The 12,656-nt window shown below is 62.5% G+C and carries 10 protein-coding genes; 7 read left to right on the forward strand and 3 right to left on the reverse strand.

Annotation, left to right across the window (positions count from 1 at the left end; all coding sequences use genetic code 11):
• Window positions 1-8 precede the first annotated feature (8 nt).
• The 3 genes from ydcS to ACIQAL_RS01105 all read right to left on the reverse strand — a co-directional run bounded on the left by ydcS (window position 9) and on the right by ACIQAL_RS01105 (window position 3,781).
• Window positions 9-1,160 carry a putative ABC transporter substrate-binding protein YdcS gene (gene ydcS / locus ACIQAL_RS01095; RefSeq protein WP_401141514.1) on the reverse strand — a complete coding sequence of 384 codons (1,152 nt, stop codon included), beginning with the start codon at window positions 1,158-1,160 and terminating at the stop codon, window positions 9-11.
• A gap of 88 nt (window positions 1,161-1,248) precedes the next feature.
• Entirely contained in the window at window positions 1,249-2,709 is a 1,461-nt protein-coding gene (locus tag ACIQAL_RS01100) for a gamma-aminobutyraldehyde dehydrogenase (protein ID WP_401141517.1), read from the reverse strand.
• Between the two features lie 157 nt (window positions 2,710-2,866).
• Window positions 2,867-3,781, reverse strand: coding sequence for a LysR family transcriptional regulator (locus tag ACIQAL_RS01105; RefSeq protein WP_166593588.1), 915 nt, complete (start codon window positions 3,779-3,781; stop codon window positions 2,867-2,869).
• A 174-nt stretch (window positions 3,782-3,955) separates the two neighbouring features.
• On the opposite strand from ACIQAL_RS01105, the gene ACIQAL_RS01110 reads away from it, so the two are divergent.
• From ACIQAL_RS01110 to ACIQAL_RS01140, 7 genes are all read left to right on the forward strand, one after another.
• Window positions 3,956-4,690: a tellurite resistance TerB family protein gene (locus ACIQAL_RS01110; protein ID WP_401141520.1), complete on the forward strand. Its 735-nt coding sequence runs from the start codon at window positions 3,956-3,958 to the stop codon at window positions 4,688-4,690.
• 410 nt (window positions 4,691-5,100) lie between these two features.
• Window positions 5,101-6,723, forward strand: coding sequence for a methyl-accepting chemotaxis protein (locus ACIQAL_RS01115; protein ID WP_401141523.1), 1,623 nt, complete (start codon window positions 5,101-5,103; stop codon window positions 6,721-6,723).
• A gap of 9 nt (window positions 6,724-6,732) precedes the next feature.
• Window positions 6,733-7,269, forward strand: a complete 537-nt coding sequence (locus ACIQAL_RS01120) for a chemotaxis protein CheW (RefSeq protein WP_401141526.1) — start codon at window positions 6,733-6,735, stop codon at window positions 7,267-7,269.
• Window positions 7,266-8,573, forward strand: coding sequence for a CheR family methyltransferase (locus tag ACIQAL_RS01125; RefSeq protein ID WP_401141530.1), 1,308 nt, complete (start codon window positions 7,266-7,268; stop codon window positions 8,571-8,573). Before ACIQAL_RS01120 ends, ACIQAL_RS01125 begins: the two co-directional genes overlap by 4 nt.
• Window positions 8,570-9,253 carry a chemotaxis protein CheW gene (locus ACIQAL_RS01130; RefSeq protein ID WP_401141533.1) on the forward strand — a complete coding sequence of 228 codons (684 nt, stop codon included), beginning with the start codon at window positions 8,570-8,572 and terminating at the stop codon, window positions 9,251-9,253. The genes ACIQAL_RS01125 and ACIQAL_RS01130 overlap by 4 nt, the downstream gene beginning before the upstream one ends.
• On the forward strand, window positions 9,250-11,631 hold the full coding sequence (locus tag ACIQAL_RS01135) for a hybrid sensor histidine kinase/response regulator (protein WP_401141536.1): 2,382 nt from the start codon (window positions 9,250-9,252) through the stop codon (window positions 11,629-11,631). The genes ACIQAL_RS01130 and ACIQAL_RS01135 overlap by 4 nt, the downstream gene beginning before the upstream one ends.
• Window positions 11,628-12,638 (forward strand): chemotaxis response regulator protein-glutamate methylesterase, encoded by a 1,011-nt coding sequence (locus tag ACIQAL_RS01140; RefSeq protein WP_401141539.1) that lies wholly within the window; start codon window positions 11,628-11,630, stop codon window positions 12,636-12,638. Before ACIQAL_RS01135 ends, ACIQAL_RS01140 begins: the two co-directional genes overlap by 4 nt.
• Window positions 12,639-12,656: the final 18 nt, after the last annotated feature.

Genomic DNA, 12,656 nt, shown 5'->3' on the forward strand with positions numbered 1-12,656 from the left:
CTGGGGAACTACCGCCCACCCATGATTGCGATGTAGTCCTGCGTCCAGCGGCTGTACGGCACGTACTTACCGCCCTCGGCCTGCGGGGTTTTCCAGAAGGCGATCTTGTCGAACAAGTCGAAGCCGTTGGTGGCGCAACCCTCGGCCCCCAGAAGCTCATTGCCCTTGCACGCCGCAGGCACTACCGGCAGCGAACCGAACCAGGCCGCGACGTCGCCCTGAACCTTCGGTTGCAGCGACCAGTTCATCCACTTGTACGCGCAGTTCGGGTGCTTGGCCTCGGCGTGCAACATGGTGGTATCGGCCCAACCGGTGGCGCCTTCCTGCGGGATAGTCGAGGCGACCGGCTGTTTGTCAGCCACCAACCCGTTGACCATGTAACCCCACGAACTCGACGCCGCCACGCCTTCGTTTTTCACGTCGCTCATCTGCACGGTCGCGTCGTGCCAGTAGCGGTGCACCAGCGGGTGTTGGGCGCGCAACAGATCAAGCACGGCCTTGTACTGGGTTTCGGTCAGTTGATACGGGTCTTCGATCTTCAGCTCCGGCTTGGCGGTCTTCAAATACAGCGCGGCGTCGGCGATGTAGATCGGCCCGTCATAGGCCTGAACGCGGCCTTTGTTCGGCTTGCCATCCGGCAGGTCCTGCGGCTCGAACACCACACTCCAGCTCACCGGCGGGGTCTTGAACACGTTGGTGTTGTACATCAGCACGTTCGGCCCCCACTGATAAGGCGTGCCGTAGGTCTGCTTGTTGACGGTGTACCACGGGCCGTCTTTCAGGCGCGGGTCGAGGGTTTTCCAATTGGGGATCAGGTCAGTGTTGATCGGCTGCACCCGCTTGCCCGCCACCAGACGCAACGAAGCGTCGCCCGACGCGGTCACCAGGTCATAGCCGCCCTTGGTCATCAGGCTGACCATCTCGTCGGACGTCGCCGCGGTTTTGACGCTGACCTTGCACCCGGTTTCCTGCTCGAAACCGGTAACCCAGTCATAGGCCTTATCGCTCTCGCCCCGCTCGATGTAACCCGGCCACGCCACGATATCCAGCTGCCCCTCGCCGTCGCCGACAGCCTTGAGCGTTTCCGCCGCCTGCACGGCGCCGCTCGTCAATACGGCGGTGACCACTGCGCTCAGGAGCGCGGTTTTTTGAAATGACATAGGGTTCCCCTCGTTATTGATGTTTTTTTCGGCAGAACAAAATTGCAGGGTGTAGCCGTTCTTATTGCTTTTACTTGAAGCTTGCAGCTCAAAGCTCGTAGCTGCTGCGGGCCATGACGTGGCGTACCACGCTGTAGTCCTGAAGCGAGTCGCTGGACAAGTCCTTCCCGTACCCCGAGCGTTTCAAGCCCCCGTGGGGCATTTCGCTGACCAGCATGAAATGGCTGTTGATCCAGGTGCAGCCGTATTGCAGACGGGCCGCGACCTGCATCGCCTTGTCCAGATTCTGGGTCCAGATCGACGACGCCAGGCCGTATTCGGAATCGTTGGCCCAGTCCACGGCCTGGGAGAGTTCGTCGAAGCGGGTCACGGTCACCACCGGGCCGAACACCTCGCGCTGGACGATTTCATCGCTCTGTTTGCAGCCCGCGAGCAAGGTCGGCTGGTAGAAGAAACCGGGCCCGGAATGCACGGCCGCGCCGGTGATGCGCTCGATATGCGGCTGACTCAGCGCACGTTCGACGAAGCTGGCCACGCGGTCGCGCTGGCGGGTGCTGATCAGCGGGCCGAGTTCATTGTCGGCATCGCGCTTGCCCGCAAAACGTAGACTGCTGACGGCTGCCCCGAGTTCGGCGACGAGTCGATCGTGGATGCCTGCTTGCGCGTAGATCCGGCAGGCGGCGGTGCAATCCTGACCGGCGTTGTAATAGCCATAGGTGCGCACGCCCTCGACCACGGCGGCAATGTCGGCGTCGTTGCAGACAATCACCGGCGCCTTGCCGCCCAGTTCGAGATGGGTGCGTTTCAGGGTTTTCGACGCGGCCTGAAGAATTTTTTGACCGGTGACGATGTCGCCAGTCAGCGAGACCATGCGCACTTTTGGATGGCTGACCAAATGGCTGCCGACCCCTTCGCCGCCCCCGCAGACGATGTTGATCACGCCCTCGGGCAGCAGTTCGGCGAACACCGGTGCGAGCGCGAGGATCGAGAGCGGCGTGTGTTCGGAGGGTTTGAAAACGAGGGTGTTGCCGGCGGCGAGGGCGGGGGCGATTTTCCACGCGGCCATCATGATCGGGTAATTCCACGGCGCGATGGAGGCGACGACGCCAATTGGGTCGCGCCGTACCATGCTGGTGTAACCCGGCACGTATTCGCCAGAGAGCTGGCCGGTCTGGCAACGCACGGCCCCGGCGAAGAAACGGAACACGTCGACGGTCGCGGTCAGGTCATCCTGTCGCGCCAGGTGCAAGGGCTTGCCCCAGTTGAGGGCTTCCAGGCGGGCGAGGTGGTCGGCGTTCTTTTCGATGGCATCGGCGATGCTCAAGAGGATGTTCGAGCGCTGTTGCGGTGTGGTGCGCGACCATTCATTGAAAGCGCGGTGGGCGGCCAGAATCGCCGTCTCGACCTGATCGGTGCTGGCCTCGGCAATGCGGGTCAGCACTTCACCGGTGGCGGGGTTGAGGATCGGCTCGACAAAACCCTGCCCCGTGACCTGTTCGCCGTCGATCAGCAGCGCGGTTGCAAAATGTGAGGTCACGTCGCCAGCCATCGTTCGAAGCTTCCTTGTGTCGATTTATATGCAGCGCAGAGCAGCTTGTGGAAGAAAACTGTTCCGAAAAACGCTGAAACACTCCGCCTTCCAAGCCCCTGAGCCTAGTGCCACATCCAGCGGTCGACAAATTCTAAATTCTGAAAGCAGCGTTCGATTAAATAGATGGCCTGCGTCCCGGATGCGGTTGCTCACGGGCCACGCTCAGGAACGGATCGACCAGCGAAGGCCGCGCCGTACCCCGCCGCCACGCCAGGCCGATGTCCAGCGTCTGGGTCAAGTCGGCAATGGGTCGGGCTTCGATAATGTCGCCTTCCAGCGACCACGGGCGATAGGTCATGTCCGGCTGTATCGACACACCCAGTCCCGCCGCCACCAGACTGCGCACCGCTTCGGTCGATGCGGTGCGCAACGTCACCTTGGGCTGCAAACCGGCGCGGGACCAGATGCGCTGGGCGTTCACCCCCATTTCGTCGACGTTCAACTGAATCAGCGGCTCGCACGCCACGTCCGCCAGATGAATGTTGTCGTGGTCCAGCAACGGGTGCTGGGCGGGGAGCCACAGGCGGTGCGGCGAGTGGGTCAGCACTTCGGTTTGCAACGCATGACGGTCTTCGAGGTTGGAGAGAATCAGCACCCCGACGTCAATCTCGCCGCTGACCAGCAGGTGCTCGATGTAGGGCCGTTCATCCTCCATCACCCGAATGTCGACGTTGGGGTAAGCGCGCTGAAAGCGGGTCAGCAGGTCGGCGAGGTAATAGCCCGCCACCAGGCTCGTCACGCCGACCACCAGTTGCCCGGCGACCTGATCTGCGCCTTGTTGCAAACTGCGCTTGGCGTTTTCCACCGTCGCGAGGATCAAGTGCGCCTGGCGCAAGAACTGATGCCCTTGGTGGGTTAGCGTCATGCCCTTGGCGTGCCGACTGAACAGGCTGACGCCGATGTCTTCCTCCAGTTGCTGGATGGCGAGCGTCAGGGTCGATTGGGAAATGAACACTGCCTGAGCGGCGGCGGAAATCGAGCCGGTTTCGGCCACGGCGATGAAATGGCGGATCTGACGGAGCGTCATCATGCGGAACCGGCCCCTGTGTTTTTTGGAATGTCAGGCGTGTGTATCGTTTTTTTAGATGCGCTTGAGAGTAGCGTTCGAACGCTGCAACATCCAGAAGCACACCTGAAAACGGCTTTCGGCGACTTCGACATACCCTGCGAGTCGAATCGTCTATCCCGAATCAGGAGGTCTGTTATGAACACCCGTGGCTTGCTCGATCAACTGTTGAAATCCGGTCAGGACCTGTTGCAGAACAAGGCTGGCGGCGCGGCCAACCCCGGCTCTCAGGGCAAAGGCGCTCAAGGCGGGCTTAACGATTTACTGGGCAAAGTCGGCGGCGGCAACCTGGGCGGATTTCTGTCGGGGGCCGGAGGCGGGGCGTTGGCCGCGGGGGCGATGGGCCTGCTGCTGGGCAATAAAAGCGCCCGCAAGATCGGCGGCAAGGCGCTGACCTACGGCGGCCTGGCCGCATTGGGTGTGCTGGCCTACAAGGCGTATGGCAACTGGCAGGCGAACCAGCCGGGCGCGGGACCGAGTCAGCCGCAGACGGTGGACCGTGTGCCCCCCGCCCAGGTCGAGCAGCACAGCGAAGCCGTCCTGCGCGCGCTGGTCGCTGCGGCCAAGGCCGATGGGCACGTCGATGACCACGAGCGCCAATTGATCGAAGGCGAATTCACCCGTCTGACCGGCGACCAGGAATTGCAGCACTGGCTGCACGCCGAACTGAACAAACCCCTCGACCCCGCCGACGTCGCCCGCTCCGCCCACACGCCTGAAATCGCCGCGGAGATGTACCTGGCAAGCGTGATGATGGTCGACGAAGAGCACTTCATGGAACGCGCGTATCTCGATGAGCTGGCGAAACAACTGAAACTGGCGCCGGGGCTCAAGGCCGAGCTGGAGAGCCAAGTGCGCCAGGCGCAGCAATAACTGTCATGACCCTCCCTCAACAACACCGCCGTCCCTGTAGGAGCGAATTCATTCGCGAGACGGTGGTGCGTCCGGCAGAGACGTGTCAGCCATGCCGGCCCTTCGCGAATAAATTCGCTCCCACAGGAGAGGACGAGCACAGAGTTGAAGCCCATATATGCGGATGTGTGCAAGATAAAACGGGTGCTCAACATCATTCACAAGGGTCGTTCCTCCTTATCAAGCATTTCTCTGCCGAGCCGATACCCTGTCAGATATTTCCGATATATCTGTGCGTTATCGCATTATCTATGTCGGAAACAGCCGGGTTAATTCGTAAGGCACTGGGCTATACTCGGCTCGCGTTGGGCCGTCTGTCGGTCCGCTTCTTGAACCCGGCGTTGTCGGTGTTGAACTCTTGAGGGCTGACTGTGAAGAATTGGACGTTGCGCCAACGTATCTTGGCGAGCTTCGCTGTAATCATCGCCATCATGCTGTTGATGGTTGTCGTGTCGTACACCCGACTGCTGTCGATCCAGCACAGCGAAGAAGCGGTCAGTGATGACGCGTTGCCGGGCGTCTACTTCAGCACCCTGGTGCGCAGTGCCTGGGGCGAGAGCTACATCCGCACGCTGGAGTTGATCGGCGAGGGCAAGGCCCGTGAGCTGACCCGTTCCGAACAGGATCAGTACATCGACTTCGACACCCGTCTGCAAAACCAGATGGACAGCTACAAGAAGACCATCTACGACGACACCGATCGTGCCAACTTCAACGCCTTCGAAAAACAGCGTGAGGTGTATGGCCGGCTGTTGAGCGAAGTGATCAAAACCTATCAAGCGGGCGATTACGCCGCTGCGCGCACGGTGTTCTACGGCCAAGTCAACCCGGTCTGGCTGCAAGGCCGCAAGCAACTCAACGACCTGATCGTGGCCAACAAGGCCGTGGCCGATCAGGCGACCGCGAACATTTCTTCTGCCGTGCTGACCGCGAAGATCAGCATGGGCATCTCGCTGATCGTTGCCGTTCTGGCCGCAGCCGCGTGCGGCCTGCTGTTGATGCGCACGATTCTGGCGCCGATGAACCGCATCGTGCGGATTCTCGAAACCATGCGCACGGGCGACCTGAGCAGCCGCCTGACCCTCGACCGTAACGACGAATTCGGCTCGGTGCAGACCGGGTTCAACGACATGGTCACCGAGCTGGCCGCACTGGTGTCTCAGGCGCAGCGTTCCTCCGTGCAAGTCACGACCTCGGTGACCGAGATCGCGGCCACTTCCAAACAGCAACAGGCCACCGCTACCGAGACCGCCGCCACCACCACCGAAATCGGCGCGACGTCCCGAGAAATCGCAGCGACTTCTCGCGACCTAGTGCGCACCATGACCGAAGTCACGTCCGCCGCGGATCAGGCGTCCATTCTCGCCGGTTCCGGCCAACAAGGCCTGGCGCGCATGGAAGAGACCATGCATTCGGTGATGGGCGCAGCGGACCTGGTGAACTCCAAGCTGGCGATCCTCAACGAGAAGGCCGGGAACATCAACCAAGTGGTCGTGACCATCGTCAAGGTCGCCGACCAGACCAACCTGCTGTCGCTGAACGCCGCCATCGAGGCCGAAAAAGCCGGTGAGTATGGCCGTGGGTTTGCCGTGGTCGCGACCGAAGTGCGACGTCTGGCGGATCAGACCGCCGTGGCGACCTACGACATCGAACAGATGGTCCGCGAGATTCAGTCGGCGGTGTCGGCGGGTGTCATGGGCATGGACAAATTCTCCGAAGAAGTGCGTCGCGGCATGTTCGAAGTGACCCAGGTCGGCGAGCAGCTTTCGCAGATCATCCATCAGGTTCAGGCGCTGGCGCCGCGGGTGTTGATGGTCAACGAGGGTATGCAGGCCCAGGCCACCGGCGCCGAACAGATCAATCAGGCACTGGTGCAGTTGGGCGATGCCAGCAGTCAGACCGTGGAATCCCTGCGCCAGGCCAGCTTTGCCATCGACGAGTTAAGCCAGGTGGCGGTGGGGCTGCGCGGCGGCGTTTCGCGTTTCAAGGTCTGAGACCGGCCCATGATCGAGCATTCAGCCAAACGCAGCGCCGGGGTGGTGCCGAAAAACAAACTGTTCCTGCTGTTTCGCATCGGGTCGGAACGCTATGCGCTGGAAGCGACCGAGGTCGCCGAAGTGCTGCCTCGGCTGGTGCTCAAGCCCATCGCGCAGACGCCCCATTGGGTGGCCGGTGTGTTCGCCCATCGAGGCGTGGTGGTGCCGGTCATCGACATGAGCGCGTTGACCTTCGGCGAACCGGCTCCCTCGCGCACCAGTACGCGTCTGGTGCTGGTGCATTACCGGCCTGATGCCGAGCGCAACCCGCAATGGCTGGGGCTGATTCTCGAACAGGCCACCGACACCCTGCGTTGCGCCGCTGACGAGTTCAAGGAATACGGCCTGGACAATTGCCAGGCGCCTTACCTCGGACCGGTGCGCGAAGACGCATTGGGCTTGCTGCAATGGATTCGCGTGCAGGACCTGCTGGACGACTCGGTCCGTGCGCTGTTGTTCCCGGCGCAACCCTTGAGCCTCGAACCCTTCGAGGCCACTCCATGACCGAAGACTCGCGTTTCTTCGCCTTCCTCAAGGACCGTATCGGCCTCGACGTGGCGTCGGTGGGCGAAGCGATCATCGAACGCGCGTTGCGTCAGCGGCGCATGGTCGTCAAAGCCATCGACCACGCTGACTACTGGCAGTTGTTGCAACGTTCGGCGGAAGAACAGCAGGCATTGATCGAAGCGGTCATCGTGCCCGAGACCTGGTTTTTTCGTTATCCCGAATCCTTCGCCACCCTTGGCAAACTGGCGACGGCGCGTCTGACGCATCTCAACGGTGCTCGCCCGCTGCGCATTCTCAGCCTGCCATGCTCCACCGGCGAAGAGCCGTATTCGATTGCCATGGCGTTGTTCGATGCCGGGCTGCAGGCGCAACAGTTCAAGATCGAAGCCGTGGACATCAGCCCGCTGTCCTTGCAGCGAGCGCGCCGTGGCGTTTACGGCAAGAACTCGTTTCGCGGCGATCAGTTGAGCTTTCGCGAGCGTTATTTCATCCCGGTCGAAGACGGCTATCGCGTCGAAGACCGGGTGCGCGAGCGCGTCAGCTTTCAGGCCGGGAACATGCTGGACCCGACCCTGCCGGTGGCGCAGTCGGCCTATGACTTTGTGTTCTGCCGCAACCTGCTGATCTATTTCGACGTCGATACCCAGCGCCGTGGGTTCGAAGTGCTCAAGCGCATGACCCACAACGACGGCGTGCTGTTCATCGGCCCTGCCGAGGGCAGTTTGTTGGGGCGAATGGGCATGACCTCCATCGGCATTGCGCAGTCGTTCGCGTTCCGGCATCAAGGCGAGGCGGACACCGAGCCGCTGACGGTGATCGCGGCATCACCCGCCGCGGCGCCATTGCCGGTCGAGCCGCCGCCAGCCAGCAAAAAGCCTGCACCTGTACCGCCTGCACGAAGTCCCGGCGGAGTGCGATTTCTCCCAACTTCTCAGCCTGCAACGCGCAGCGCCGCTCCCGCATTGCCTGCGACGGGGGAGGCCGCAGCCTTGCTCGACAGCATCAAAAAGCTCGCCAACGAAGGCAAAAGCGCCGACGCCAAACTCGCGTGCGAGCAGTACCTCAAACGTTATGAACCGGTGGCCCCGGTGTTCTATTGGCTCGGGCTGCTGAGCGAAGTGGGCGGCGACGTGATCGGCGCCCAGGGTTTTTATCGCAAGGCGTTGTACCTGGAGCCGCAGCATCCCGAAGCGCTTGCCCAATTGGCGGCCATTCTCGCGGCCCAGGGCGACAGCGCCGGTGCCCGCCGTCTGCAAGAACGCGCAGCCCGTGGCGTGAATAAAGAAGGACGTAATCGATGACCGGCGTACACAGTGAACTGGTCAGCAACGATGCCCAGGCCATCGACGACTGCTGGAACCGGATCGGCATCCACGGCGATCGCTCGTGCCCGCTCCTGGTGGAACACATCCATTGCCGCAACTGCTCGGTGTATTCGGCGGCGGCGACCCGTTTGCTGGACCGCTACGCGCTGGCGCAAGAGGAGCGCGTGTCGATTCACAGCGAAGAGCTGGCCACCGACATAAAAACCCGCTCCCTTGTGGTGTTCCGCCTGGGCGAAGAATGGCTCGGCTTGCCGACCCGCTGTCTGGTCGAAGTGTCGCCGGTGCAGACGATTCACTCGCTCCCGCACCAACGCTCTCGGGCCTTGCTCGGCGTGGCGAATGTGCGTGGCGCGCTGGTGGCGTGCCTGTCGTTCGTCGAACTGCTGGGATTGGACAGTGGGTCGGCCCCCGCCAATGCCTCGCGCATCATGCCGCGCATGCTGATCGTGGCCGCCGAGGGCGGGCCCGTGGTGGTGCCGGTCGATGAAGTCGACGGGATTCATGCCATCGAGGCGCGTTTGCTGGACAGCGCATCGGCCCCTGCGCAAAACACCAACGCACGCTTCACCCGAGGCGTGGTGCAGTGGAAAGACCGCAGCTTGCGGTTGCTGGACGAAGAACAATTGCTGTCCGCCGTGAACCGGAGCCTGACATGACGCCCGATCAAATGCGCGACGCCTCGTTGTTCGAACTGTTCACGCTGGAAGCCGAAGCCCAGACCCAAGTCTTGAGCGCGGGCCTGCTGGCGCTGGAGCGTAACCCGACCCAGGCCGATCAACTGGAAGCCTGCATGCGCGCCGCCCATTCGCTCAAGGGCGCGGCGAGGATCGTCGGGGTCAACGCCGGGGTCAGCGTTTCTCACGTGATGGAAGACTGCCTCGTCGAAGCCCAGGAGGGCCGGCTGCACCTCAAGCCCGAGCACATCGACGCGCTGTTGATGGGCACCGACATGCTCATGCGCATCGCCACGCCGGGGCCGAACAGCGTGGCCCAAGGCGACGTGGACGGCTACGTCGCATTGATGAACGACCTGATCAAACCGGGTGCGCGTCCTGCCACCGCTGCGCCGATCCTTGCGCCGTCGATGGACGATCTGCTGCTGGCCAACGCGCAGTCGTTGGTGGAATCGGTGCAATCGGCCCATGCGCCGCTGACTGAACCCACTGAACCTGAAACACCCGCTCTGACCGCACTCGCTATCCCCGCACAACCGGCCCCTGCGCCCGAAGCCGAAGAAGAGGCCCAGCCGAAAATCGGCCGCCGCGTCGAGCGTCGGGTCAACGAGGGCGGCGAGCGCGTCTTGCGGGTGACGGCCGAGCGCCTGAATAACCTGCTGGACCTGTCGAGCAAATCGCTGGTCGAGACCCAGCGCCTGAAGCCTTATCTGACCGCGATGCAGCGGGTCAAACGCTCCCAAAGCGGCGCCAGTCGCGCGTTGGACAATCTCGAAGCCTTGCTCGACGCCAACGTCGATCCGGACGCGCAAAAGGCGCTGGAAGAAGCGCGGCGTCTGTTGAGCGAGGCGCAGCACCTGTTGATCCAACAGACCTCCGACCTCGACGAGTTCGGCTGGCAAGCCAGTCAGCGCGCGCAGTTGCTGTACGACACCGCGCTGGCCTGTCGCATGCGTCCGTTCGCCGACGTGCTGGCCGGGCAGGCGCGCATGGTGCGTGACCTTGGCCGTTCGCTGGGCAAACAGGTGCGGCTGGAAATCGACGGCGATAAAACCCAGGTCGACCGCGACGTGCTGGAAAAGCTTGAAGCACCGCTGACACACCTGTTGCGCAACGCCGTGGACCACGGCATCGAGTTTCCCGAACAACGCTTGGCCCTTGGCAAACCGGCGGAGGGACTGATTCAACTCAAGGCGTCCCACCAGGCCGGTTTGCTGGTCGTCGAACTGATCGACGATGGCGGTGGCGTGGACCTTGAGCGTCTGCGCCGCAGCATCATCGACCGTAAACTGTCGCCCGAAGAAACCGCGATGCAGCTGAGCGAGGAAGAGCTGTTGAGCTTCCTGTTCCTGCCGGGTTTCAGCATGCGCGACAAAGTCACCGAAGTCTCCGGGCGCGGCGTGGGGCTGGACGCGGTGCAGCACATGGTCCGCCAGCTGCGCGGCGGGGTTGAACTGCATCAACAGGCAGGGCAGGGCAGTCGTTTCAACATCGAAGTGCCGCTGACGCTGTCCGTCGTGCGCAGTCTGGTGGTGGAAGTGGGCGGCGAAGCTTATGCCTTCCCGCTGGCACACATCGAGCGGATGCGCGACGTGCAGGTGGATGAAATCGTGCAACTGGAAGGCCGTCAGCACTTCTGGCACGAAGAGCGCCACGTCGGCCTCGTCGCCGCCAGCCAATTGCTCAATCGTCCTGCCAGCCAGAATAACGCCGACGCGCTCAAGGTCGTGGTGATTCGTGAACGAGACGCCGTGTATGGCGTGGCGGTCGAGCGTTTCATCGGCGAACGCACGCTGGTGGTGCTGCCGCTGGACCCGCGTCTGGGCAAGGTCCAGGACATTTCTGCAGGCGCGCTGCTGGACGATGGCTCGGCTGTGCTGATCATCGACGTCGAAGACATGCTGCGCTCGGTGGAAAAATTGCTTAACACCGGGCGACTGGAGCGCATTGATCGGCGCAATCGTCAGGTCGACGTTCAAGTGCGCAAGCGTGTGCTGGTGGTGGACGACTCATTGACCGTGCGCGAGCTGGAGCGCAAATTGCTGTTGAGCCGCGGTTATGAAGTCGCGGTGGCCGTGGACGGGATGGACGGCTGGAACGCCCTGCGTGCCGAAGACTTCGATTTGCTGATCACCGACATCGACATGCCGCGCATGGACGGTATCGAACTGGTGACGCTGTTGCGCCGCGACAGTCGTTTGCAGTCGTTGCCCGTGATGGTGGTGTCGTACAAGGATCGCGAAGAGGATCGTCGTCGGGGGCTGGATGCCGGGGCCGACTATTATCTGGCCAAGGCCAGTTTCCATGATGATGCGTTGCTCGACGCGGTGGTCGAGCTGATAGGAGATGCGCAAGGATGAAAATCGCCATCGTCAACGACATGCCCATGGCGGTCGAAGCACTGCGCCGTGCGCTGGCGTTCGAGCCTGCGCATCAGGTGGTGTGGGTGGCGAGCAACGGCGCTGACGCGGTGCAGCGATGCGCCGAACTGACGCCGGATCTGATCCTGATGGACCTCATCATGCCGGTCATGGACGGCGTCGAGGCGACCCGACGTATCATGGCCGCCACGCCGTGTGCCATCGTGATTGTGACTGTTGACCGGGAACAGAACGTCCACCGTGTGTTCGAGGCAATGGGCCATGGTGCCCTGGACGTGGTCGACACGCCCGCCATCGGCGCGGGCGACCCGAAAGAGGCAGCGGCGCCCTTGCTGCGCAAGATCCTCAACATTGGGTGGCTGATCGGTCAACGTGACAGCCGCGTCCGTCCGACGCCAGCGCCGTTGGGCGTGGCGGCACAAAGAAAGGGGTTGGTCGCCATCGGTTCGTCCGCAGGCGGCCCGGCAGCGCTGGAAGTGCTGCTCAAAGGATTGCCGAAGGCGTTCCCGGCAGCCATTGTGCTGGTTCAGCATGTGGACCAGGTGTTCGCGGCCGGGATGGCGCAATGGTTGAGCAGCTCGTCTGGGCTGGAGGTGCGGCTGGCGCGCGACGGGGAACCGCCGGAGTGCGGGGCCGTGTTGCTGGCGGGCACCAATCACCATATCCGCTTGTTGAAGAACGGGACGCTGGCCTATACCGCCGAGCCGGTGAATGAGATATATAGGCCCTCTATCGACGTGTTTTTCGAAAGTGTGGCCAGCTATTGGAACGGTGACGCAGTGGGCGTTCTGTTGACAGGTATGGGCCGAGATGGTGCCCAGGGACTCAAGCTGATGCGTCAGCGGGGCTTCCTCACCATCGCCCAGGACCAGCAAAGCTGCGCGGTGTATGGCATGCCCAAAGCGGCAGCCGCCATCGACGCCGCCATGGAGATTCGCCCGCTGGACACGATCGCGCCTCGCTTGAAAGAGGCATTTATACAATGATTTTCCAGGTGATTTCAC

It is taken from the genome of Pseudomonas sp. NPDC088368 (genome assembly GCF_044753445.1).
Lineage (GTDB): Bacteria > Pseudomonadota > Gammaproteobacteria > Pseudomonadales > Pseudomonadaceae > Aquipseudomonas > Aquipseudomonas bambusae.